This window comes from Halovenus rubra (genome assembly GCF_026586665.1).
Taxonomy (GTDB): Archaea; Halobacteriota; Halobacteria; order Halobacteriales; family Haloarculaceae; genus Halovenus; species Halovenus rubra.
The window spans coordinates 174,917-197,174 of the sequence record NZ_JAODIY010000001.1 but is presented as its reverse complement, the minus strand read 5'-3'; the positions used below and the strand labels follow the sequence as shown (position 1 = coordinate 197,174).

Below are 22,258 nucleotides of genomic sequence, written 5' to 3'. Positions count from 1 at the left end.
GCAGTATAATCGACACAAGAAACTTCCGACGGTGTACAACGGGTAGATAGATGTACAGGGCGTGACGACAGATCTTACATATCGGGCCAGGCTTTTGCCGCCGTCCCGACGCTCGTAACCGAGGCAATCCAGCGAGCGGCAATGCCTTTCTTGAGCGTGCGGGCCGGGAATCCACCGAAGGTGTCGACAAATGGCAGTATCGAAACGTCATGGGCAACAGCGTCTTCGCCAACCGAGATGACTGTTCCCTTGTCGTCGTAGGTCCACTGTTTGAGTGACTGGCCACGAATCTCACGGGCAATGTTTTCGCCTGCGACCTCAGCAGCCTGCCAGGCAGCCTGTGCGGTCGGCGGTGCCGGGTCGTCGTTTTGCTCGATAAGGGCGGCGTCACCGATTGCGAAGACGCGGTCGTTTGAGGTTTGGAACGTCTGTCCGGCGTTGACACGCTTGTTCCGGTCGTCTTTCTCTAACTCAACATCGGTAACTGCATCACGTCCGGTGATACCGCCAGTCCAGAGAAGCACGTCGTAGTCGAGTTCCTCATCCTCACCGAGGTACGCGCGTTCCTCGTCAACTTCACTGATGAAGTCACCCGTCAAGATGTTCACATTGCGGTCTTCTAGCCGACTCCGGAGCGCTTGTTGGACGCTGTCGTCGTTTCCGGGGAAGATCTCGTCGAGACCCTCCACAAGCGATATTTCGATTGGAACGCTGTGTTCGTCACGGAACTTGGCAACCTCACCGGCACTTTGAATGCCAGAGAGTCCGGCACCACCGATGACGATGTGGGCGGGGTCGGACCGTGTGGCTTCGTAGGCAGCCTCCTTGATATCCTCGTGAATGCCGAGGGCGTCATCGAGACTTTTGAGCGTATGTGAGTTTTCTTGCAGGCCGTCGATGCCGAAAAAGGCTGTTCGAGACCCAATACCGACGAGGAGATAATCGTACTCTTGGTCTGGACCGTCTTCGAGGTGAACAGTCCGGTCGTCGACGTCGATGCCATCGACAGTCCCCTGGAGATACTCTGTTCGGGGCGACTTGATATCGTCGATCGGAATTGTGATTTTCTCGGCAACGTCGGGATCGCTGATACAGCGATGTGATTCATGGAGAACAAGGTGATGATCAGTATCAGAAACCCAGACGATATCCGCCTCGCCGTCCAGTTGGTCTTCAAGACTCCGTACTGCGCCAGCGCCCGCGTACCCGGACCCGAGTACGACGACCTGCTCCGTCATACAGGAGCTTCAGTAGTGGGGAGATACAAAGGCTTTGGATTGGGCACGCATAGAGATGCGTTACCAGACATCTTACAGAGAGTGGCAAAACGGCGGGCTTGTACGGCGCTACAGCCGTCCGCACTAATCAGGAGTGGCGTGGGCTCACCGAACGCGGTAGCTGTAGTCTTCGATCCACGCGCCAAAGTCACTCTCTAACAGCGTCTCGGACTGGCGGCGGATATACTGCCGTTGCATAGCAGAGACGGCTTCCTCGAAGGAAGCACCGTCGTCGAGAGCCTGCTGGACCTGTTGAAGCTTCCAGCCAGCAGGCGATAGGTCGTGGCGGACGCGTCGACGAAGCGGACCAATGTATCGCCCGATAGTTTCTTCCGAGAGGCCACAGCTTCGGAGCCCCTCAGCGGCGTACTCGAAGATGTCCGCAAAGATTTCGTTCGTCTCGGTCGTCTCAGTTCCAGAACCGGTAATCCATCGAAGAGTGGCATCGAGACCGTCGGCAGCGGCGTCGTAGAAATTGTCGTGGGCGACCTGCCAATCAAGCTCGGAGACAGGATGATTTGCCTGTGGCAACCCCTCCATTAGCCCAGCAAATGCCGCCTGGAAGGCAATCGTATCCCGTACCGTCGGCTGTGCCGCGATGGGTCTGAACTCGATGCGAGCGTTTGCTCGTGAACCGGACGCGCCACCAAACACGGGACGCACCCAGCGCCAGTAGGTCCCGTGTTTTGCCTGGAACGCGCCGTACTCTTGGTCCGGATCGACCGGCATCGGAATCAATAGGTCGTCATCGACGATGCGGTCGACAGCTTCCTGAACAGATGCAATGTCACGCGGAAATCGGACTTTTCCGGAGCCAGAACGAGAGTTCAACACCGACTCGAAGGTACCGATTCGGTTGCTCATCCGCGCGTCAGCGAGAATGTCGGCTGGCGGAACGTCGTCGTAGAGGTCAGGTGGGAACAGCGGCGAGTTGACACCCAAGGCGAGCAAGGGGCCAGCAACCCGCAACGCGTACCTGAACCGCTCGGGCAACGTCTGTGCCCGCGGAACCTGATAGTGGGGCTGAATCGACGTGATGAGACTCTCTGGCATAGTCGTCTGGGCTGACAGCGAAACATGTGGTGCATCGAGTTCGAGGGCCGGAGTTACTTCGCAGTCCGCATTCGCCATCGCGTGATATCGTGCCGATTTCGACAGGTTCGACGCAATGTGAACCCCATCAATTTCGGCGCTATCTGTGAGATAGTCACAGGCCGTCTCCCCCTGTGTCGGTATCGTCCAGATGCCGTCACTGACCAACACCAGTCCCTCACGACGGACACACTGGTTTGCGGTCCTGAGCTGGGCGGCGACAGTCGCCTCTTGTGCTCGCAACCCATCGCTGTTCAGCGGCAGTGGACTTGTCGAGAGCTCGGCGTTGTGGAGGCCAAGTTCTTTCTCGAACCGGATAAAGTTGAGCAGTCGACGTGGGACCCGCTGGAGTGAGCCAAGTGGCTCATCAGACCCACCCGCAACGTTCGGATCTGGCCCGCGCGAGACAGCATAAAACTCGTATTCGAGTCCGATAATCGCCTGCGGATTGTCGAATACCCCCTCTTCGATTGCCGACATAATTGCCTCAGCATCAGCACGTACCTGTTCACGAAACGGTTCCGGATCAACTAACAGCACGTCCCGCACCTGCGACACGAGGTCGGTGCGTGTCATGGACTGTATCTCGGCAGCCGCTGACTTGAATGTGACGACGGTATGACTGCTTGGTCTGTTGCCCGGGCGCTCAGATACCTTGTTTCATCAAGTGACTCCGGAGGATGTCGGCCTCACGATTTGCCGTGGTCGGGTTGACAAGGACGACAACATCATCGGTGTCAAAGACTCCATCGTCAGCCAACTGCTCTGTCCCGGCCACCGCAGTGCCACCGGTCGCACTCAGTGGTACTCCCGTGGCTGCGAGCGAAGCGGAACCGTCCAGAATCGCATCATCCTCAACCGCAACTGCGCCGCCCGCAGTCGTCTCGATACCCTCCAGTGCGAGTTGCCCCCCGGCAGGGTCTGGCACCTCAAGCGCACCACAGATTGTGTCGGGATACTCGACAGGCCCAGGGGTATCGTCACCCTCCTCAACGGCAGTAACCAGCGGTGCACAGCCCTCGGGTTGTGCCGCGTAAAGTTCGGGTTCGCCGTCGATAGTACCCGTCGAGGTGAGTTCACCGAACCCTTTGGCGAGGCCGAATAGTCCCAGCCCGTGAGCGGTCGGGTGGACGACAGCATCGGGGACACCGGCAAGTGCTGTATAGAGGTCATAGGCAAGTGTCTTTGCTCCTTCGTGGCGGTAGGGTGTCCCGAATGGAGCCAGCGAGTACCAGTCTTCGTCCTCGTTTGCGTCCGTGAAGGCCTCGACTGCGTCGGGATACCGTCCACCGATAACCGACATCTCGCCGCCGTGGACGTTTATCATGGCCTTGTTCGCAAAGACACACCGGGAGGGAACGAAACACTCAACGTCAAGGCCCGCGCGAGCGGCATAGGCGGCAGCGGCCTGCCCCCCGTTCCCTGTTGTCGGAAGCGCGACCGTCTCGGCCTCCGACATACGCGCCGCCGTCACCGCGACAGCAAACTCACGGTCGACCACACCGCCCGTCGGATTGTGCCCCTCGTCGGCAACCACAACACGGCCGACATCTAACTTGTTGGCAAGCGACGGGCACTCGACAAGAGTGACACCACCCTCACCGAGCGTGATGAGGTCTTCACTCGCAAACGGGAGGATAGCGTCGGGAAGCCCCGAGCCCGAGTCGCTGTCAAGGTTATCGTGAGCATGTTCGAGTGCATCCGTCTCGTAGCTGGGGTCGAGTATGCCGCCACACTCTGGACAATGATTCTCGGTGCCGTCGGCGAGATTGTCACAGGATAGGCAACGAAGTCCGGTAAATCCCTCTGTCGTCTCCATATCGCCGCTTCAGGACCCGGGCGACTAAGACCTGTCCCTCGTTCTCCGTTGTCGGGGCGCAGGCTCTGTTTTGGCAGGGGGCTGACAGCAAAGAAAGCGGTTGTAATACTCTCAGAAGGGAAACGTTCTGGAGAGTCCAGCCGCAACGCCCTAACGTGGACGAGACTATCTCGTGGCTGACAGAGCAGTCCGGTGAGAGCGGACAGGTTGAAACGCACCGTGTCGTCTCCGGCCGCGAGGCCAATACTCGGGCAGTCGATATCGCCTCCAGAGTCGAGCGCGCACTCGACGACCACGGCATCACCGACCTGTACCAGCACCAAGCCGATGCCATCGACGCCATCCGGACAGGCAAAAACGTCGTTCTCGCAACGCCGACAGCTAGCGGGAAGAGCCTCGCGTACACCGTCCCGGCTTTTGAGCGTGCACTGTCAGCAGGGGCGACAACGCTGTATATCGCGCCGCAGGTGGCGCTTATCAACGATCAAGAGGAGACACTGTCGGCGTTGGCCCGTTCACTGGGCTTTGGGACGGCGGTCACTGTCGACCAGTACACCGGCCGTCTCTCCCGTCAAGAAAAACAGGCAGTCAGAGACCGTCGGCCAACGCTCGTGCTTATGACGCCAGACATGCTTCATTACGGCCTCCTCCCGCATGCTCGGCGGCTCTGGGACTGGTTGTTCGAGAACCTCTCGACGGTCGTGCTGGATGAGGTCCACGAGTATCGCGGCGTTTTCGGTAGCCACGTCGGACTGGTGTTTCGCCGCCTTGCGCGCCTTTGCCGAGAGTTCGATACTGACCCACAGTACGTCTGTTGCTCGGCAACTATCGAAAATCCCATCGAACACGCCGCGACTGTCACCGGTCAGCCACCCGCGTCATTCAGGCTAATCGATGACGACACGAGCGCGACCGGGCCAACACATTGGCTGTTCTGGAATCCACCAGAGTACAGTGAGTCGGGTGGGACGACCGGCCACGGTAACCGTCGGTCCAGTCACACAGAGACCAAGCGGCTGTTTGTCGACCTGGTGAGTCGGGGGTCCCAGACAGCGGTGTTTACCCGTGCGCGTCAGGCTGCCGAGCGGTACGCGACGGACAGTAAAAAAGCCCTCCGCGAACGCGGAGAACACACACTCGCCGACAGCATCGCCGCCTATCAGGCCGCACTCCCACAGGACCGACGAGAGGAAATCGAAGAAGGGCTCCACAGCGGCGAGATACGTGGGGTCTGGAGTACGAACGCACTGGAGCTCGGCGTCGATATCGGCGGGCTGGACGCAGTCATCCTCGATGGGTACCCCGGAACGCGGATGGCGACCTATCAGCAAGCGGGGCGAGCGGGACGGGGCGAGGAGCCAAGTCTGGTTGTGTTGGTCGCCGGCGAGGACCAGCTCGACCAGTACGTTATGCGTCATCCTGGAGAGTTTTTCGAGGGAACTCCCGAACGTGCAGTCGCTAACCCTGACAACGACCAGTTGCTTCCCAAACACGTCAGGGCAGCCGCCACCGAGTCATGGCTCTGCCCTGCCGATGAAGACCACTTCGGCGAGTCGTTCCCCGAGCACGTCGCCACGCTCACTGACGAGGGGTTGCTTGACCGCCAGCAGACTGACGACGGGATACGCTGGACGAAAGCAGGCGACGGGAGTCCCCAACACGAGATGAGTCTCCGGACAATTGACGAGCGTGAGATAACGCTTATCGACGCTAGCCGCGACGAGCGCATCGGCTCGCTCTCGTTTGGTGACACACTCCGAGACGCCCATACCGGCGCAGTTTACCACCACCAGGGGACAACCTACGAGGTAGAGCGACTCGACCTGAAACGGGACCGAGCGGAGCTGCGGCCGACCCGTGTAGATTACTACACGCAGGTACTACACGAGAAGTCAATAACCGTCGAAGACGACCGCGAGGAAACGACGCTCTCGACGCGGGACGACGTGTCCATCAGGTTCGCAGATGTGACGATGCGCAAGCAGATTACAGGGTTCGAACGTCGTGACCGGCGCAGCGGCGAAACGCTTGGGCAGGATTCCCTGTCGCTTCCAGAAACGACGCTTTCGACGCGAGCGCTATACTTTACGGTCCCGACAGACGTAGAGCAGACGATACGAGCAACCGATGGGAGTTTTGCCGGCGCGATTCATGCTGCCGAGCATGCCATGATTTCGCTTTTTCCACTCCAGTTGGTCTGTGACCGGCGCGATATCGGTGGGCTCTCGACTCCATATCATCCCCATACCGACCAGAGCACCATCTTCATCTACGACGGTTACCCCGGCGGTGTCGGTCTCACGCGAACAGGCTATGACCGCATCGAGGCGCTGATGGGCGAAACGGAGGAGTTGCTCACAGAGTGTCCCTGCGAAACTGGCTGTCCAGCTTGCGTCCAGTCACCCCACTGTGGGAACGGGAACGACCCACTGGACAAGACACAAGCACGGAAACTGCTGAGAGAGTTACTCTCCCGAATATAATCGACTGAGATAGCGTGCACATCGATTCTGTAACCGTGGCGCTCAAGTCCGTACAGTCAAAGGCCCCGGCGAGATGAAAATCCGCCAGAATCCGCGCCACTGGGCGGCACGCAAAGCACTGACCATGCCGGGAATTAGCGCAGTTGCAAACTACGGTCTGGTCCGTCTGCACACGAAGATTTTCCTCGAAAAAGCCGCCAAGTCGCGCCAAGACGAGCGTAAAGACCATCTCGATGCGTTCTTCGACGCGACAATGGATACCTACCTCGCGGCGCTGCAGGCGGACTACTCCGAGGCCCAAGCCCGAGAAATTACACACATTCAGGCGAATTTTGACTTTTTTACACACGGCTGGACAGAGATGATGGAGATACCCGGCGACGAACTAGAGGAACACTACCGACGCTACGACGACTTTTTCAGCGCACACGATATCACGATTGACGACGCACTCGGCGAGTTTCGGCCGGCCACGGGAGTCCCGTCAGCTCCTGCAACACCCGAGAAACGCGACGCCGCCACGTACGAGAACGCCATTGCCGGCTTCTCTGACGATGTGTACGTCGAACTCGCCGACGGAGAGATGACCGTCGGGAGCGGCCAAAGACCCGACGAAATCGACCCGACTGCAGCCCCCGGTGTCGAGGACAACACGGAGTGACTATCTGCCCACAGTACTGCGATTCGGTGGCTACCGATAGCGACACATCTTGTGTCAGCGATGGCCGTTTTTCGATGAATATCGTCTCGGGATGGTTCGAGGGCGCACCACTCAAGCCAAAACCCGTTCAAGAGCCGTATCCACAGGTTTTCCAAGGCGGAAACTCGCAGGCAGCCCGACAGATGGCCGCCCGACAGGCCGACGTGCTGTTCATTAACGGCGGCAGCCTCGAAAAGATTCAAACGGTTCTTGATGATGTCAAGGAGTACGCCGACGAGTTCGGGACAGAGCCACCACGCTTTGCCGCGAACGCCTTCGTCATCCAGCGCGAAACCGAGCAGGAAGCAAAGGGGAAATTGGAAGGCATCATCGAGAACGCGACCGAGGAGGCTGTCGAGGCGTTCAAAGAACAGGTTACAGAGGTCGGATAGTCGACCACTGAAGACGATGGGATGTGGGCCGACTCCGACTTCGAAGACCTTGTTCAGTATAATGACGGCTTCAAAACGGGCCTCATCGGCACTGGCGAGCAGATTATCGAGCGAATTCGGCAACTCGATGCTATCGGTATCGATATCGTGTTAACCGGGTTTTTGCACTACGACGAGGAGCTTGCACACTTCGGCAAGACAATCATTCCAGCAGTCCGTGAGGCCGAAGAACTCGAATCCAACCCAATCGAGGATGAGACAGTCGAGCAGATTGGCGGGCCAGAGGTGGCAAGATGACACGCCTGCTCGGTCTCGTCGGCAGCCCCACGGCCCCTTCGAAAACACAGCAGTCGGCTTCATCGCGACTAGTGCAACGCCCCATCACTACCTCACCATCGACCAGGAGCTTCGGCCGCTGTTTGCTTTTTTCGGCGCACAGACAGTCGGTGGGAGCGTCTACGCAACTGACAGCCATTTCGATGAGAGCCGAGAGGTGAGTAACGCCAAGATTCGGGACCGGCTGACAACACTCGCGCGGGCGACCGTTGAACTTTATCTTCGCCGGTTTGCTACAGGTCGCTATCGCTAGCGGGTTCGAACCGGTCCAGACGGCGTTGCTATGACTATATGACCGCCACCGGCATCACGTCTCAGATAGAAACTGTTGTTTTTGTTATAATATGTTACTGTCAGAAAGCTACTTACTGAAGCCGCCGCCAGTTGTACAGGCATGGTACATTGCCCTGAATGTGAAAGCGACATTCACGAAGAATCGGATGTCGAGTTCCTCGACATGGACGCAAAGATGGCAGGACTGTTTCGTTCCTCTAAACGGTTCTATGTCGTCGCCTGTGACAACTGCGGTGCTGCAATCGGCAGTGGTGTCGCCGGCGGTGGTGGGTGACGACAGGTCGAGAAAAAACACCGACTAGAGTACAGCGTCGAAGTCAGCGACGAAGTCCCGGAGTGCAGGCAGTTCTTCGATGATCTCAGAATACATGCCGAGGATACTCCGTACCCGCCCTACGAGTCCGTTCACCCTCAGAATCATCCCGAAGGAGTTCGGCACGCCGAGACGTTCTCTGGCAATCCGTAGCGTCTGTCAGCTGTGGAGCGAATAGATGGCGACAGGGAACGACTGCTCCGCGATTTCGTGTTCGCTCCTGTCAGTCTGCTCGAATCCATGGGATTCGTAAAACTGGCGGGCCCTTTCGTTCTTGGCGAAGACGTCCAGGCGGACTGCCTCGGTCAAATCCGGAAGCAAAGCGAGTCCGCGTTCCAGCAGTTTGGTTCCGATACCCTCTCCCCAGTACTCCGGTTCGACGTAGATGGCTTTCAGGTCGGCTTCGCTCTCGTTGACGAAGGCTTTGGTCTCGGCGTCACCCCACCGGATGTCGACAAAACCCCGGACTGCCCCATCGACGACGGCGACCAACACGCCCTCACGGTTCGCCTCGATACCCGCCATCCACCGGTCGACCTCGGCCTCATCCGGGTCGACCGGCTGTGCCTCCAGTACGTCAGCAGGGAGGAGTCCATCGTAGGCCTCGCGCCACGCCAGCCCGTTGGGCTCTAATGAGTTCCCTCACTTCTTGCCGGTCCTCGATGTGGCGAATCTCCATACGTATATTCTGCCAGTCACGACAGTCCGATAAAAATTGGCCCGGTATGACAAGATGTGACATCGGTTCGACTGCTGTTCGTACAGACGGGAAACAAGCCCGCTATGCCACAGTACGTTCGATGTAGTCGAACTGTTTTGGTGAGTTCGTTTCGACGCTGTCTGGAGATGACGGTCGCATCGAGTAACGGGCCGACGAGAGCCGTATCGAGTGCAAACTCGGTCGTTGCCGCTCCTCTCTTTCGTCGATGACGTACCGCGTCTCCATCGTCTCGAAGATACCGTCTACCTGTTCGTACGCAGCGTAGCGTCCGTCTCGACCAGTCGAAAGGCAAGGTCAATCGTCAGCAAGCCAGTCGAGTTCTCTATCGTGAACCGGTCGCCCTCAACAGACATTCGTCGAACAGGCAATCCAGATGAGATACTACGACACACCACGACAATGTTCGGTAACAGAACTCGCCGACGAAGTTGGTCGTGCGAAGTCGACAATCAGCGAAACGCTTCACCGCACGGAGAGAAAACTCATCAAAGAACACGTCGATACCAGTAGAGTCGCCGACGAACGGCCTGCCCGCACCAGCCTCTGATACTGATTATTGCGAGTCGTTACCGCCGTGGCAACATTAGACAAATTTCACACGAGATGACACGGCTAGTCCTGTGACAGGGTCACGAAAATTACCGCGATAATCACTATGAGATTGTCCCGCCCCACGACTTATAGGCGAATGGATAGTTATACAATGTAGACTTGCTGGTGATTCGTTTGGCGAGGCTGAATCTCTCACCAGCAACCCGACGAGCGTGACCGCTCATGCTGGATGTATCGCCTGTACAGGACGTGTTTGCCGTCCCTGACCTGTTGGTCTCTGTCACCATCGCTATCGCTATCGGGGGTCTCATCGGCCTCGAACGCGAGCGGATGGATAAGTTCGCGGGTGTTCGAACAATGGCACTGCTAGCGGGGACCGCGCCAGCAGTCGTCGCAGTTGCAGACCGCGCAGAGTTGCCGATGTTGGTCGTTGTCTATCTAACTCTCGTCGGCACGCTCGCGTTGGCTATTGCCTACGTCCGGTTCCGGCTTCGGGGTGACGAACTCGGATTTACCACAACTGTCACCGTCTTTTTGGTCGGCGTGCTTGGTCTGCTTGTCGGCTACGGGCTGTTGTTCGAGGCGACTTCCATCGGTATCATCACTGCGGTTTTGCTGGCCGAAAAAGAGGTTATCCATAGCTATATCAACCGGCTCACTGACGAGGAACTATCCGATTCGATGAAACTCGTCGCACTCGTTTTTATCCTCTATCCCATCCTCCCGACGGAGCCGATTGACCCTTACGGTGTTGTGAACCTGCGTGAGGTGCTTGTCTTTGCCATCTTTGTTCTCCTCATCCAGTTTGGGGCCTACATCTCGATGCGTCAGTTCGGTGGCTCGACCGGGCTACAGGTGACGGGCGTACTCGCTGGGAGCGCAAACTCGCTTGCAACTGCGGGTGTCCTTGCTCGGATGGTAAACCAGTCGCGTAAAACTGTTGACGCCGCCTCCTCGGCGCTGTTGCTTGCTTCGGGCTCGATGATTGTCCGGAACGCCGTTATCGCGTCAGTGCTTGCGGTCCCGCTGCTCTGGGTTCTTTGGCTCCCCGTGGCCGTCATGCTCGTGCTCACAGTTGGGCTTGCCTACCTGAGTCTGGTGCGTGGCCAAACAGAGGAGGAGTACGATTTCGACTTCGATTCCCCGTTTTCGTTTGTCGCGGCCGGGAAATTCGCTCTTGCGTATGTTGGCATCGTTCTAGCCAGCGTCGCTGGCGAGGAGCTGTTCGGACAGTTAGGGCTGTATGCCACCTCGTTTGCGGGGGGATTGGTTTCTTCGGCTGCCGTTGCCGTCTCGGCTGCAACGCTTTTTTCGGACGGGTCAATTGAAGCCGAACCGGCCGCCGGGATGATACTACTCGCCATCGTCGCCAGCTTAGTTGCGAAGATTGTGCTGGTTGAGTTGCTCAACGACCAGATGCGGAGACAAGCTATTTTACCGATGGTCGTCATTGGACTGTCAGGATTACTGGTGTTCGTTGTGCTGTGAGCAACCAGTGGGACAACTCCGGACAAAAGCCCTTTTGACTGTCGACAGTCCTACATGCGAATAATGGGGCTCGAAGAGGAGATAGCCGACATCGAGCAGGAGATTCAGGAAACCCCGTACAACAAGTCGACAGAGGCACATATCGGGCGTCTGAAGTCCAAGCTTGCGGAGAAAAAAGAGGAATTCGCAAGGCGCCAGTCTTCCTCGGGTGGTGGTCCTGGATACGCCGTCGAAAAACACGGCGACGCAACAGTCGCTCTTGTCGGCTTCCCGAGCGTCGGCAAATCGACGCTCATCAACGCCATGACAAACGCGGACAGCAAAACGGGCTCCTACGAGTTCACAACACTCGATGTGAACCCGGGGATGCTCCAGTATCGCGGCGCAAACATCCAGATGCTTGATGTGCCCGGTCTCATCGAGGGTGCAGCTGGCGGGCGGGGTGATGGACAGGAGGTTCTGTCGGTTGTCCGAACGGCCGACCTCGTTGTGTTCGTACTCTCGGTGTTTGAAATCGACCAGTACCAGCGACTCTACGATGAGCTTTATAAAAACGGGATCCGCCTCGACCAACAGCCCCCACGTATCTCTATCCGCCCCAAAGGAAAGGACGGTATTGCTATCAACTCGACTGTAGACCTCAATCTCGACGAGGGGACCGTCTCGGAGATTATCCGTGAACACGGCCACGCAAACGCCGACGTAACTATCGGCGAACAAGTCGACATCGACGAACTCATCGACGGTATCCGCGATAACCGCGTCTACTTGCCTTCATTGGTAGCAGTTAACAAAGCTGACCTCATCGAACCGGATTACAAGGAAACTGTCGACAGCCAGCTTTGTGACCACGATATCGACCCTGAGGAGGCAATCTTCATTAGCGCAGTAAAGGAGAAAGGGATAGACGCGCTCAAAGAGCGTATCTGGGATGAGCTCGGTCTCATTCGCATCTACATGGACAAGCCGGGTCGAGGAGTCGACTACGATGAGCCACTGATGCTCTTCGAGGGCGCAACTGTCGAGGATGCCTGTGAGAAACTCGGCGGCAGTTTCGACGAGCGGTTCCGATTCGCTCGCGTGAGCGGTTCGAGCGCCAAACACGACGAACAGCAGGTTGGCACCGGCCACGAACTCGCCGACGAAGACGTACTTCGCATCATCACGAGTAAATAAGCGATTCTCCCGGCTGTCTCTGTAGCTACGAGCGGTTGCTACTCGTTTCTGCCGAGTCGACGACGCAGTGCATACCCCAGCCCACCGACTGCGCCAAGAGCACTTATCACCCCGAACCCCGGGCCGTTGCCGTCATCTGAGTCAACGGTATCTGTTATCGGAGTAGTGTTTGTTGTCTCCGGCGACGCATCCGATTCGGTCGCCGTCTGGGTGTTCGATACGGGTGTCGGTGTTGTTGTGGGCGTCGCAGTCGGCGTCTGACCGTCTTGCGTTTCCATCTCGAAGGTTGCGACGACCCCTGCGTGGTCTGACGGCCAAAGCTCGACCGGCCCAGCCTCGGAGTCGAACGTGATGCGGTCTTTTCGTCGATGGCCAACCCGACGGACGGCCGTCGGTTGCATGTCTCCATCAGAAAGGATGGTGTCAACTCGCTTCTCCAGTTGTGACTGTTCGTTTTCCAGATTTCCCGCCTGACAGCATGTGAACGCGTCCTCGTTCGGATGGAGTGTGGCAAATGGATCCTCAAAGCGGTCGGTGAGTTGGGTGTACGCGTCAGTCGTCGTCCCCGGTCCACTGTTGAAATCCCCCGCGAGAACGACTGGCCGGTCTGTGGGAACAAGTTCGAGTAACTCTGTTGCCTGTGTCTCGCGGGTCGACCGCGAAGAGGCTTCGAAGTGTGTCGAAATCGCGGTGAACGTGGCATCCTCGACTGTCACGTCGGCGGCCGCATATCCTCGTTCGATTGAGAATGTGCGGTCGCTATCAGGAATGGCAACCGAGGCCGTGGCGTCGTACGTTCCGGTCATCACGTTGGCCGTCGAATGGTCCTCCTGGACAAGCAAGACATCCCGGTTCGCAACACGCAGGCCGGCCTGGTCGCCAAGAGTTGGCAGTGTAAGGTCGGCCGTCGCCGTCTGGGCGGCAATTTCGTATGAGAGATCCTGAACAGCAAGTGCCGACTGAATTTGGGAGCGCATATCGACAATAGTCTCGCGTTCTTCCTCTCCCAACTGCTCTATCTGTGTGACCTCTTGGAGGGCGACAACATCGGGTTGGGCAGTCGTGATTGAGGCCGCGATGCCACGCGCACGCGCCGCGTACCGGTCCGGGTCCAACTGGTCAAGAAACCGGCCAAGAGTCAAGAGTAACGCTGCAGTCGAGTCGGCATCAACGAGGTCAAACAGGTCGACGCCGACATAGACGTTCTGTGTCATCACCGTCGGTGTAGCGGTTGGAGGCGTCTGCCCTGCTGTCCGGCGAGAGACGGCCGCGACGCCCGCTACGGCCCCGGCGGCTCCTCGAAGCACCCCACGGCGTGTCGCTGTCGGCTGACGGTCCACTGGAGACGGCATCAAGCGAGCGTACGATGCGAAGACACAAAACGGTCAGCCAAACAGCAAACCGACAGACCGAACAACTTCAAGCCAGATTGGGCACCCATTAAAGCGGGGGCTGACCAGTCGGTCACCAGTACAAGCCAGTCGGTGATGGGACTGTTCAGGTATTCTGACCGCAGAGACATTGAACTGTTTGCCCGTCCAGTAGTTTATCGAGGGGCAAACACGCGTGTCTGCTATGCAGTGTGACAATACCCCTACGGTTACTCCTCGGAGTGACCGAGATAATGCCACTGGAGGTGTGTCTCACCGTCAGGACGAGCTTCCTCCCGGACGTGATAGAGATACGGCCCGTGTGGGCAGTCTTGGCATTTTTCACCACAGGGTTCACGCTTGAGTACTTTCGTGTGCCCGGGTCGTTCCTCGATACGAATAATCTCTTCACCCGGCGCGGCTTCTATCTGGTCGGCGACAGCAGTGTGAAGGAACTCCTGTCGGTCGTGCACGTAATCGATAATCGCTCGTAGCTCCGCCTCGTTTAGGTCGTCGACGGCTTCGACGACAGTCGAGGGAAGCATGCTCGGCGGCTCCGGCTTGTCGTCTGGCATGTTTCGACGTTGCCATCGGACCGATATAAGTTGTGCCTTCACAGAACCACCCCACCGACACTGGCATCGATAGCTTTTCACCGAGTTGTGAAAAAAACCAACTAAGATGTATTTGATTATCGTTGGCGCGGGCGATATCGGCGGTCCACTCATCGAGACCGCTACCCGTTCGGGAAACGATGTCGTTGTCGTCGAGAACGATTCACAGCGCGCAGACGAGATTGCAAGCGAGTACGACTGTCTGGTCCTCAACGACGATGCGACGACAAAGGACGTTCTTGAGGATGCTGGAGCAGACCAGGCCGATGCGATTATTTCGACGACAGCCAAGGATGCGACGAATGTTATGATATCGCTCCTTGCAAAGGAGCTTGAAATTCCCTCTGTCGTGGCAGTTGTCCATAACCCCGAGCATATGGCACTCTACGAGCAGATTGGTGTGCACACGATGGAAAATCCTCAGCAGCTTATCGCGGACTACCTCTACCGGTCGGTCGCACGCCCGGCTATCGTCGATTATATGAAAATTGGCGAGGAGGCGGAGGTTTTCGAAATAACTGTCACGGAGAGTGCACCCGTGGTTGGGAAGACACTTCAAGAGGCCGCAAACGAGCATCTCATCCCAGAAGATGTGCTCATTGTCGCAATCGAGCGCGGCGGACAAGACCCGCCGATTACGCCGCGAGGAAACATCGAAATTGCGGCCGGCGACCTGCTGACAGTGTACTCCGGGTTCGGCGCAGACCCTGAGTTGACGGACCTCTTTGGCCACGTCGAAGACGACCCGCAATGACGAGCGTGGCTTTTGGAGATAATACGCAATGATGCTTTCAGCTCAGACTACCGCACGCGACGTCGGTCGAATCCTCCGAGTAATTGCGCTCATGCCCGTGGTGTCAATAGGGATTGCCGCCGTTCATGGCGAGTTCTACGCAGTCCCTGCGTTTGCACTGACCGCAGTTGTAATGGCCGGCATCGGGACCGCCCTCAGCACGCGCTACCAAGATGCAGAGCCACCGGGAAAACTCGAAGCAATGGTAACAGCCGCGATGTCCTGGGCGCTTACAGGCCTGCTCGGTTCGCTCCCGTTCTTGTTTATCGCAGCGACAATTAAGTATGACCCGTACCCAGCGGTGGCGAATACGCCCGTGATGAATGACACAGTTTCGGTGTTCTTGCGACCGGTCGATGCCGTCTTCGAGAGTATGAGTGGGTTTACTGGAACTGGACTGACAATGGCTACAAAAGAAGAGTTGCTGCCAAAATCCTTGCACTGGTGGCGCTCGTTTACCGAGTGGGTCGGCGGCGTCGGGGTCATCGTCCTGACTGTTGCAATTCTGGCTCGGCCGGGAAGTGGCTCGTTGACGCTGTATGAAAGCGAAGCACGCTCGGAAAAGATTCATCCAAGCGTCGTCTCGACTGTCCAAGAAATCTGGAAGATTTATGTCGGACTGACGCTTTCATCGGTGCTCTTGTTTCTGGTCGTTGGAATGCCACTCTGGGACGCACTCAACCACGGAATGACGGGTATCGCAACCGGCGGGTTTTCGGTTCATGCCGCATCGATCGGCCACTACGGCGATCCCCTCATCGAGTACGCCGTCGTTCCGGTGATGGTGGCGGGGAGTATCGCGTTTCCTGTCCACTACCTGATCGTCAAAGGAGAGTTGCGGAATTTCTATACCGACCTCCAGACGCGGTGGGTGTTCATCTGGTTCAGTGCCGGGTCGGTACTGTTGACTGGTCTCTTACACCACGCGAACCAGTACGAGACACTCGAAGAGACGTTCAGGGTCGCACTGTTTCAATTTGTCTCCGCGACGTCGAACGCTGGCTTCGGGACGGTAACAATCGGTGAAGGCACCAAGCAGGTATGGGGAACTAGCCCAGTGTTGCTCTCTTGTTTGGGGATGCTCACCGGCGCGGCAGCCGGGTCAACGGTCAGTGGTATCAAGCTCATTCGCGCCATCACGCTGGTCAAGGGCACAGCCTGGGAGATTAAACGCGTATTCGTCCCTAGTTCTGCTGTCCGCTACTTCGAAATCGGTGAACGGCGGCTAAAGGACTCACAGTTTCGCCGTGAGTACACAGAGGCCGCTGTCGTGTTGATTCTTTGGCTTAGCACTCTTCTGGTTGGGGTCGTCGTGCTCTTACAGGTGCTCTCACCGGAACACCCACTGGAGTACGTACTCTTTGAGGTGATGAGTGCACAGAGCAACGTCGGGCTTGACTCGGGGATTACCGGGCCGACGATGCCCAACCTGTCGAAAATAATGTTGGTAGTCAATATGTGGGTTGGGCGGCTGGAAATTATTCCCATAGCGGTCCTACTCAGTTCGCTCTTCCAGCGTTTCGACCTGTATCGGTGAGGAGTTTCGTGCTCGTCCATGCACCGAGACGACCACAGAGGAGACCAAACAGAGGTGCAACAGAGAGGACAACCGCGCCGGCAAACGGCAAAAACAGGAGCGTAGACGGCGACCCACTAAGAGAACCGGCAACCGACGTACCGACTGCCACGACACCGCCAAGGAAGCCAGCGCGTGCGCCGGCGTCGGCCGGGTCCGCCAAGCGGGCCGTCGCGGCAGCGCCCGCGATGAATGCACCGAGTATCATGATACACCCACCATAAGTTGCGTATGGCAGGTACCCAAGAACAACGGCCACAGGCAACGAAGCGACAGCGCCGACAGATGCAAACCACCACGCTGTGGGGAGCAAACGAAATGGGAGGGCAGGTAGCATGTCTGTCTTTGGCACTTTTTTCCAAAGTTCAATAGATGTTTCGTGGGCAAACGCTGACCGTGTCGTTCAGCGGCCAGTTGTTCGACAGAAAAGACCCCTCGCGGTCGAACAGTCTTCTTAAAGCCAGTGAAGCCAAGTTCAAGTATGGATAATAGCTCTGGCGTTACGCACGTCGAGTGGCGCGAGTGGGGACAGGAAGCCTTCGAAGAGGCCAGCGAGGCAGGCAAGCCGGTGTTGCTCGCGCTTATGACAGAGTGGTCCGAAGAGAGTCACAAGATGGAGGCGGCGACATACGCCGAGCCACGTATCGCGGCGAACATCAACGACGGCTTCATCCCGGTTCGGGTCGACGCTGACCGCCGCCCTGCCATCCGGGAACGGTATAACATGGGAGGGTTTCCGTCGACTGTGTTCTGTACACCTGAGGGGCAGATTCTGACCGGCGCGACCACCCTCGGTATCGATGGCTTCCGGGAGATTCTCGACCGTGTCAGGCGTACATGGGACAGCAACGGCGAGGAAGCCGGCTCGCTTCCACGGTCGCTCCGTGAGGAGCCACCTGGTGGCGAGGTAACTGCCCGTGTCGAAGAGCACATGGTCGAGCAGTTACTCGCAACTCACGACGACGAGTTTGGCGGCTGGGGAACCGACGTGAAGTTCCCGCTTCCCCGCACTATCGAGTTCGCGCTTGTCCGGGCGCGAGACCAAGCCACCCGCGCACTCGATGCAGTTCAGACTCATCTGCTCGACACCTATGACGGTGGGTTCTACCGATTCAGCCGGAACCGAAACTGGCGGGCGGCGCGCTGTGAGAAGTTGGCCGATGAGAATGCCGCAGTCGTCCGGGCGCTGGCACATGGCTACCGCTACACAGGCGAAGAAAGTTACCGCGAGTCCGCCGAGCGCGGCGTCGAATTCCTGACGACGACGCTATGGACCGACGAGGGTAGCCAAGACGGCGGAGCCTTCGCCGCAAGCCAGGGCGGTGATGAGGAATACTTCCGGTTAGAACCAACAGAGCGCGAGAATACCGACGCGCCGGCTGTCGATGAGACGATTTTTGCTGGACACAACGGACTCGTTATCGACGCGTTGTTACGGTACTACGCGTACACCGACGACGAAATGGCACGCCAGTACGCCCGACAGGCCCGCGAAACGATTCTTAACACGCTCGTCGATGAGAGCGGACGTGTCACCCGCTTCCATGACGGCCAAACGGCTGGGCCAAGTGGCTTGCTCGTCGACCAGGCACGACTTCTGCGTGCGCTGACCACCTCGTGGTCCGTCCTCGGCGAACCCGGGCCGGCTGTCGCCGTCGCTGACTGGACGCTTGACACCCTCCAGACGGCAGATGGCTCGTTTCAGGACAGCCCCGACGACGGTACGGCGCTGCTCGCCGACCCCCAGTATCCACTGGATACGGCCGTCGAACTCGCAGACAGCCTGCTTGACCTTTGGGGACTCACTGGTGAAAAGCGCTACCGAGAGGCGGCTAACGACGCGATTGGAACCTTCGCCGGGGCAGCCGAACGGATGGGTGTCGAGGTCGCACACTACGCGACGGTCGCGGCTAGGCTTGACGGGCTGGAGGTGCTCACAGTTGGAACTGAGGCGGAAAGCGAGCTCCACCGCGCTGCTCTCCGGCTAGCTGATCACGAAGCTGTTGTCGTTCCTGAGCCAGCGAGCACAATCACAACCCGAGAGCGCCCCGAAGCGGCCGCATGCCTGCTCACCGATGGCGAGAGACAGGGAGAGGCACGCACGCCTGCTGAACTCGAAGCACTGCTCACGGCGTAGTTTTCGACGGAACAAACGCAGACAGCAGACAGCCGGCGACAGTATCAGGGTTACAACTCGTATGAAATTAGAGAAGTTAGCGTGCAGGCGGCGTTTTCGACGGGATTTCGTCAGTTAGTTCTCGGGCCGTAGCCTGCGGGTTCTCGTAGAGGGTGGTGAGGCGAGACATGGTATCATCGACATCGTACCGTTTGACTGCGGCTCTGGTCTCGTACGTGCTGTCGAGACACGAGTCGATGGCCTCAACCATGGCACCAATGTTACCGTACTCGAATCGCTCACCGTTTTCGGAACCAATCGTCTCGTCGAATGGCGGCGTATCCGCGGCGGCAATCGGTGTCCCACAGGCGTTTGCTTCGAGCGTCGACAGCCCCAGCGTGTCGGCCGTCGATGCGGTAACGAACGTATCGATAGACGAGTAGAAGATGGGTAATTCCTCGCGAGGCAGAAAGTCACGGAACGTCACGTTGGCTGGCGGGTTGCGCTTGAGTGTCTCCGCATAGGGTCCTTCGCCGACGATAACGAAGTCGTACTCGGGGAGTTGTCTGGCGACCTCCAAAATCTCGTCGACGTTTTTCTCCTTGCTCAGGCGGCCGCTGTATCCAATAACTGTACGGTCCTCGTACCAGCGTGTTTGGGTCGGCTCGAAAAAATCCATATCGATGCCGACTGGGAGCGGGATGTGGTTGATGTCTCGGTCGATGCGCTCAGTCGAGGCAGTCACCGCGTCGAAGCTTTCGAGATAGCTCTCTTCGATCGGGAGGTATACTTTCGCCAGTGCATCGGCGACCGACTCGAATTTAACCCCTTGGTCGAAGTACTCCTCGACTGGCGTGTGGTGGGTGTACACTGTTGGGAGGTCGTGTCTCCAAGCATAGTAGCGACCGAGGAGACTCACCGAAGCCGGTCCATGGCAATGCACCACGTCGAGGTCTGGCAGCGTGGAGGGCCGCCTGAACAGCGGAATCCGGTAGCCGCGGTAGAAGGGGTTTGGCAGCGATGTGACCGGAATTTCGCGTTCGTCAGGGTCGTAATCACCATCCGGGTATACGATGTACACCTCATGTCCCTGGGCTTCGAGTTCCGCACGCCAGAGTTTAATCGTGTACGTTACACCGTCGATTTTGGGGAAATAGCTGTCTGTAAAAAAGCCAATTTTCATCGTGTTACCTCCTGATACAGGTCGTGATAGCGGTCTGCGACCGCCGACAACGAGAACGCCTCGCTACGCTGTTTCGCGTTCGCGCCGAGGCGAGCACGAAGGTCATCGTCGGTAAGGCGCTCTAGTGCCGTCTCGAATCCGTCAATATCACCGGAAACTTTCAGGCACTCTTCGCCGTCGTCCAACCACGAGAACGTCTGGATATCACGGATGAGTAGTGGCTTGCCCGCGCTCATCGCTTCTAGCAGTGCGATTCCTTCGTTTTCTTCGTGTGTCGGGAAACAGAAGATGTCGCCTGCGGCGAAGGCTCCACGGATGTCCTCGACAAAGCCAGTAAACGTACAGTTGTCGGGTGCATTCTCGATGAGTCGTGTTGTTTCCCGCCCCTTCAGTTTCATGTCGAGCGGGCCAAACCACGCAAAGTCGATATCCGGCTTGCGCCTGGCTAGCTCGACGAACGTTTCGAGCCCTTTGCGCTTGATGACGTGCCCCACGAGAAAGACAACTGGTGGGTCGAGGTCGTAGCGGTTCCGGTACTCGGCTTCGAGAGATTCAAAGCCAGCCAATTTCTCTTGGTCGACGCCGTTGGAGATGACCGTTGTCGAGACGTCAGTGTACTTTTCGATGAGGGCTTGGTTGTACGTAGAGGGACAGACAAGTGCGTCGGCGTGACTGTATGCCCACTTGAGGTAGGGCTTTAACGGTCGGGCAAGCGTGTTCGTAAACCGGAAGCTATCCCCGAAGTCCTCGGCAGTGACGTGTGTATGTGCAACTACAGGGACACCGTTCGAGCGGGCACGTCTCGCGTACCAGACCGAGCGCGGACCCATCACGTTAGTATGAAACACGTCAGCGTCGAGTACCGGTTCGGTCGTGTACTCGATACCAACGTGGTCAAGCATTTTTCGCTGGTGGGCGACCGACTCGTGAATACCGCCGGTGACATGTTCCTCGAATTCAAAGTAATGGCTGATTTTTATCGTGTCACCGGTATGCTCGGCAGTTCTCGGCTTTTGATCGGGTTGGGCGTTCGCACTGGAGACGCCAGCTCCGTCGTCAGTCGAGCTCAAGCCACGGTACCTCCATGAGCGGCGGAATGTACGTCTCAATGTGGTGTTCCCAGACACCCTCTTCGCCGAAGGCTTCTCCGTGGTCAGCGGTCACGACAACCGTTCCATCGAGTTCCGAAACAAGTTCGGCAATCTCTTCGAGCGCGATGCGGAGGTTCTCCTCGTACAGCGCGAGTGCGGCCCCTCGTGTCCCGTTTTTCATGACATCGGTTGGGTCGAGTTCAAGCCAGAGGCCTGCTTTCTGGGCGAGTTCACTCCCTTCAAGTTTGTTCTCGACTTTTGGCCGAATCGAGTCACTCAGGGAGCTGAGTGCACCACCGCCGTCGTCGTCGGCGACTTCCTTGGCGTCTTCCTGACTTCGGATACCTTTTTGAATCTGCTTGAGCTTGCGACCCTTCCCACGAGAAAGATACGGGGCATGAGGTTGCATATAATGAAGGACTGTGCGGTCAGTCCGTGCGACAGCGTCTTGATGGTCACGGAGTGACGCTGCAAGGGCTTCGGGTGGGACCGTCCCGAGGTCGTCATCCCACCCATGTTTCCAGACATCAATGACAGATTCGAGGTGTTCGGTCGCAGTCCATTCGTAGTCACAACTTGCGCCCCACTTTAGTTCGTTCAGAGGGATGCCAAGGCTGTTGATGAACGGGTTTCCAGAAAAGTACGCAATATCGTGGTTCTCTGTGAGCGTTCGGTAGGCCCACTCCGGCGTCGACGAGCCGAGGCTTCGTCGCTTTTCGAGCGACCCGTCGAGATACTCGTCGTAAATCTCGCTGAAGACATCGTAGCGACACGCGTCGAGAACCAAGCAGTAATCCCACTCAGATTCCAGAAACTGCTGGTCTTTCATCGTGTTGGGAGGGTTTTGGTGGAAGTTGTATAATTTTGTTGGT

General features: G+C 57.8%; 22 protein-coding genes and 1 pseudogene. 12 read left to right on the top strand and 11 right to left on the bottom strand.

Translation table 11 applies throughout. The features are described 5' to 3' along the window. Nucleotides 1-74: 74 nt before the first annotated feature. From N5098_RS00925 to N5098_RS00915, 3 genes are all read right to left on the bottom strand, one after another. Nucleotides 75-1,238, bottom strand: coding sequence for an NAD(P)/FAD-dependent oxidoreductase (locus N5098_RS00925; protein WP_267635796.1), 1,164 nt, complete (start codon nucleotides 1,236-1,238; stop codon nucleotides 75-77). Between the two features lie 144 nt (nucleotides 1,239-1,382). Beyond that, the gene (locus N5098_RS00920) at nucleotides 1,383-2,945 is read right to left on the bottom strand and encodes a glutamate-cysteine ligase family protein (RefSeq protein WP_267635795.1); all 1,563 of its coding nucleotides are present in this window, start codon (nucleotides 2,943-2,945) and stop codon (nucleotides 1,383-1,385) included. Nucleotides 2,946-3,015: 70 nt separating this feature from the next. Further along, nucleotides 3,016-4,188 (bottom strand): threonine synthase, encoded by a 1,173-nt coding sequence (locus N5098_RS00915; protein ID WP_267635794.1) that lies wholly within the window; start codon nucleotides 4,186-4,188, stop codon nucleotides 3,016-3,018. 155 nt (nucleotides 4,189-4,343) lie between these two features. Between N5098_RS00915 and N5098_RS00910 the strand changes: the two genes are divergently transcribed. The 6 genes from N5098_RS00910 (at nucleotide 4,344) to N5098_RS00885 (ending at nucleotide 8,667) form a co-directional block, all read left to right on the top strand. Beyond that, complete coding sequence (locus tag N5098_RS00910) at nucleotides 4,344-6,671, top strand: DEAD/DEAH box helicase (protein ID WP_267635793.1); 2,328 nt, start codon at nucleotides 4,344-4,346, stop codon at nucleotides 6,669-6,671. Between the two features lie 73 nt (nucleotides 6,672-6,744). Beyond that, the gene (locus N5098_RS00905) at nucleotides 6,745-7,332 is read left to right on the top strand and encodes a DUF6149 family protein (protein ID WP_267635792.1); all 588 of its coding nucleotides are present in this window, start codon (nucleotides 6,745-6,747) and stop codon (nucleotides 7,330-7,332) included. Nucleotides 7,333-7,358: 26 nt separating this feature from the next. Next, nucleotides 7,359-7,763, top strand: a complete 405-nt coding sequence (locus tag N5098_RS00900; RefSeq protein ID WP_267635791.1) for an LLM class flavin-dependent oxidoreductase — start codon at nucleotides 7,359-7,361, stop codon at nucleotides 7,761-7,763. 21 nt (nucleotides 7,764-7,784) lie between these two features. After that, nucleotides 7,785-8,060, top strand: a complete 276-nt coding sequence (locus N5098_RS00895; RefSeq protein WP_267635790.1) for a hypothetical protein — start codon at nucleotides 7,785-7,787, stop codon at nucleotides 8,058-8,060. Then, nucleotides 8,035-8,352 carry an NADPH-dependent FMN reductase gene (locus N5098_RS00890; RefSeq protein WP_267635789.1) on the top strand — a complete coding sequence of 106 codons (318 nt, stop codon included), beginning with the start codon at nucleotides 8,035-8,037 and terminating at the stop codon, nucleotides 8,350-8,352. Before N5098_RS00895 ends, N5098_RS00890 begins: the two co-directional genes overlap by 26 nt. A gap of 141 nt (nucleotides 8,353-8,493) precedes the next feature. Then, a complete protein-coding gene (locus N5098_RS00885) occupies nucleotides 8,494-8,667 on the top strand; it encodes a hypothetical protein (protein WP_267635788.1) in 174 nt (57 codons plus the stop codon). 198 nt (nucleotides 8,668-8,865) lie between these two features. Here N5098_RS00885 and N5098_RS00880 read toward each other — a convergent pair whose 3' ends face one another. Beyond that, a complete protein-coding gene (locus N5098_RS00880) occupies nucleotides 8,866-9,231 on the bottom strand; it encodes a GNAT family N-acetyltransferase (protein WP_368407977.1) in 366 nt (121 codons plus the stop codon). 256 nt (nucleotides 9,232-9,487) lie between these two features. After that, on the bottom strand, nucleotides 9,488-9,652 hold the full coding sequence (locus N5098_RS00875) for a hypothetical protein (protein ID WP_267635787.1): 165 nt from the start codon (nucleotides 9,650-9,652) through the stop codon (nucleotides 9,488-9,490). A gap of 130 nt (nucleotides 9,653-9,782) precedes the next feature. On the opposite strand from N5098_RS00875, the pseudogene N5098_RS00870 reads away from it, so the two are divergent. From N5098_RS00870 to N5098_RS00860, 3 genes and pseudogenes are all read left to right on the top strand, one after another. Further along, nucleotides 9,783-9,974, top strand: a pseudogene (locus N5098_RS00870) (helix-turn-helix domain-containing protein); the annotation flags it as partial. A 227-nt stretch (nucleotides 9,975-10,201) separates the two neighbouring features. Then, a complete protein-coding gene (locus N5098_RS00865) occupies nucleotides 10,202-11,467 on the top strand; it encodes an MgtC/SapB family protein (protein ID WP_267635786.1) in 1,266 nt (421 codons plus the stop codon). 63 nt (nucleotides 11,468-11,530) lie between these two features. Beyond that, a complete protein-coding gene (locus tag N5098_RS00860; protein ID WP_267635785.1) occupies nucleotides 11,531-12,643 on the top strand; it encodes an OBG GTPase family GTP-binding protein in 1,113 nt (370 codons plus the stop codon). A 38-nt stretch (nucleotides 12,644-12,681) separates the two neighbouring features. On the opposite strand, the gene N5098_RS00855 is transcribed toward N5098_RS00860, so the two are convergent. Both N5098_RS00855 and N5098_RS00850 read right to left on the bottom strand, forming a co-directional pair. Beyond that, a complete protein-coding gene (locus N5098_RS00855; protein WP_267635784.1) occupies nucleotides 12,682-13,995 on the bottom strand; it encodes an exonuclease/endonuclease/phosphatase family protein in 1,314 nt (437 codons plus the stop codon). Between the two features lie 248 nt (nucleotides 13,996-14,243). Continuing rightward, on the bottom strand, nucleotides 14,244-14,588 hold the full coding sequence (locus N5098_RS00850) for a hypothetical protein (protein ID WP_267635783.1): 345 nt from the start codon (nucleotides 14,586-14,588) through the stop codon (nucleotides 14,244-14,246). A 106-nt stretch (nucleotides 14,589-14,694) separates the two neighbouring features. On the opposite strand from N5098_RS00850, the gene N5098_RS00845 reads away from it, so the two are divergent. Continuing rightward, entirely contained in the window at nucleotides 14,695-15,381 is a 687-nt protein-coding gene (locus N5098_RS00845; RefSeq protein WP_267635782.1) for a potassium channel family protein, read from the top strand. 28 nt (nucleotides 15,382-15,409) lie between these two features. Next, nucleotides 15,410-16,957, top strand: a complete 1,548-nt coding sequence (locus tag N5098_RS00840; RefSeq protein ID WP_267635781.1) for a TrkH family potassium uptake protein — start codon at nucleotides 15,410-15,412, stop codon at nucleotides 16,955-16,957. Here the strand turns inward: N5098_RS00840 and N5098_RS00835 are convergent. Beyond that, nucleotides 16,920-17,204 carry a hypothetical protein gene (locus tag N5098_RS00835; protein WP_382230352.1) on the bottom strand — a complete coding sequence of 95 codons (285 nt, stop codon included), beginning with the start codon at nucleotides 17,202-17,204 and terminating at the stop codon, nucleotides 16,920-16,922. The genes N5098_RS00840 and N5098_RS00835 overlap by 38 nt on opposite strands. A gap of 273 nt (nucleotides 17,205-17,477) precedes the next feature. Between N5098_RS00835 and N5098_RS00830 the strand changes: the two genes are divergently transcribed. Beyond that, nucleotides 17,478-19,133, top strand: a complete 1,656-nt coding sequence (locus tag N5098_RS00830) for a DUF255 domain-containing protein (protein WP_267635780.1) — start codon at nucleotides 17,478-17,480, stop codon at nucleotides 19,131-19,133. Nucleotides 19,134-19,209: 76 nt separating this feature from the next. Here the strand turns inward: N5098_RS00830 and N5098_RS00825 are convergent, their stop codons facing one another. The 3 genes from N5098_RS00825 to N5098_RS00815 all read right to left on the bottom strand — a co-directional run bounded on the left by N5098_RS00825 (nucleotide 19,210) and on the right by N5098_RS00815 (nucleotide 22,215). Beyond that, nucleotides 19,210-20,295: a glycosyltransferase gene (locus tag N5098_RS00825; protein ID WP_267635779.1), complete on the bottom strand. Its 1,086-nt coding sequence runs from the start codon at nucleotides 20,293-20,295 to the stop codon at nucleotides 19,210-19,212. After that, nucleotides 20,292-21,275 carry a glycosyltransferase family 4 protein gene (locus N5098_RS00820; protein WP_368407983.1) on the bottom strand — a complete coding sequence of 328 codons (984 nt, stop codon included), beginning with the start codon at nucleotides 21,273-21,275 and terminating at the stop codon, nucleotides 20,292-20,294. The genes N5098_RS00825 and N5098_RS00820 overlap by 4 nt, the downstream gene beginning before the upstream one ends. Nucleotides 21,276-21,351: 76 nt before the next feature. Continuing rightward, nucleotides 21,352-22,215 carry a hypothetical protein gene (locus N5098_RS00815; RefSeq protein WP_267635777.1) on the bottom strand — a complete coding sequence of 288 codons (864 nt, stop codon included), beginning with the start codon at nucleotides 22,213-22,215 and terminating at the stop codon, nucleotides 21,352-21,354. Nucleotides 22,216-22,258: the final 43 nt, after the last annotated feature.

Excerpts from the sequence above, each read along its gene's own strand:
- N5098_RS00875 (WP_267635787.1), bottom strand. The coding sequence starts at position 9,652 with ATGGAGACGCGGTACGTCATCGACGAAAGAGAGGAGCGGCAACGACCG.
- N5098_RS00865 (WP_267635786.1), top strand. The coding sequence starts at position 10,202 with ATGCTGGATGTATCGCCTGTACAGGACGTGTTTGCCGTCCCTGACCTG.
- N5098_RS00825 (WP_267635779.1), bottom strand. The coding sequence starts at position 20,295 with ATGAAAATTGGCTTTTTTACAGACAGCTATTTCCCCAAAATCGACGGT.
- N5098_RS00895 (WP_267635790.1), top strand. The coding sequence starts at position 7,785 with ATGTGGGCCGACTCCGACTTCGAAGACCTTGTTCAGTATAATGACGGC.
- N5098_RS00840 (WP_267635781.1), top strand. The coding sequence starts at position 15,410 with ATGATGCTTTCAGCTCAGACTACCGCACGCGACGTCGGTCGAATCCTC.
- N5098_RS00860 (WP_267635785.1), top strand. The coding sequence starts at position 11,531 with ATGGGGCTCGAAGAGGAGATAGCCGACATCGAGCAGGAGATTCAGGAA.
- N5098_RS00880 (WP_368407977.1), bottom strand. The coding sequence starts at position 9,231 with ATGGCGGGTATCGAGGCGAACCGTGAGGGCGTGTTGGTCGCCGTCGTC.
- N5098_RS00835 (WP_382230352.1), bottom strand. The coding sequence starts at position 17,204 with ATGATACTCGGTGCATTCATCGCGGGCGCTGCCGCGACGGCCCGCTTG.
- N5098_RS00850 (WP_267635783.1), bottom strand. The coding sequence starts at position 14,588 with ATGCCAGACGACAAGCCGGAGCCGCCGAGCATGCTTCCCTCGACTGTC.
- N5098_RS00915 (WP_267635794.1), bottom strand. The coding sequence starts at position 4,188 with ATGGAGACGACAGAGGGATTTACCGGACTTCGTTGCCTATCCTGTGAC.
- N5098_RS00815 (WP_267635777.1), bottom strand. The coding sequence starts at position 22,215 with ATGAAAGACCAGCAGTTTCTGGAATCTGAGTGGGATTACTGCTTGGTT.
- N5098_RS00830 (WP_267635780.1), top strand. The coding sequence starts at position 17,478 with ATGGATAATAGCTCTGGCGTTACGCACGTCGAGTGGCGCGAGTGGGGA.
- N5098_RS00845 (WP_267635782.1), top strand. The coding sequence starts at position 14,695 with ATGTATTTGATTATCGTTGGCGCGGGCGATATCGGCGGTCCACTCATC.
- N5098_RS00920 (WP_267635795.1), bottom strand. The coding sequence starts at position 2,945 with ATGACACGCACCGACCTCGTGTCGCAGGTGCGGGACGTGCTGTTAGTT.
- N5098_RS00925 (WP_267635796.1), bottom strand. The coding sequence starts at position 1,238 with ATGACGGAGCAGGTCGTCGTACTCGGGTCCGGGTACGCGGGCGCTGGC.
- N5098_RS00855 (WP_267635784.1), bottom strand. The coding sequence starts at position 13,995 with ATGCCGTCTCCAGTGGACCGTCAGCCGACAGCGACACGCCGTGGGGTG.
- N5098_RS00905 (WP_267635792.1), top strand. The coding sequence starts at position 6,745 with ATGAAAATCCGCCAGAATCCGCGCCACTGGGCGGCACGCAAAGCACTG.
- N5098_RS00885 (WP_267635788.1), top strand. The coding sequence starts at position 8,494 with ATGGTACATTGCCCTGAATGTGAAAGCGACATTCACGAAGAATCGGAT.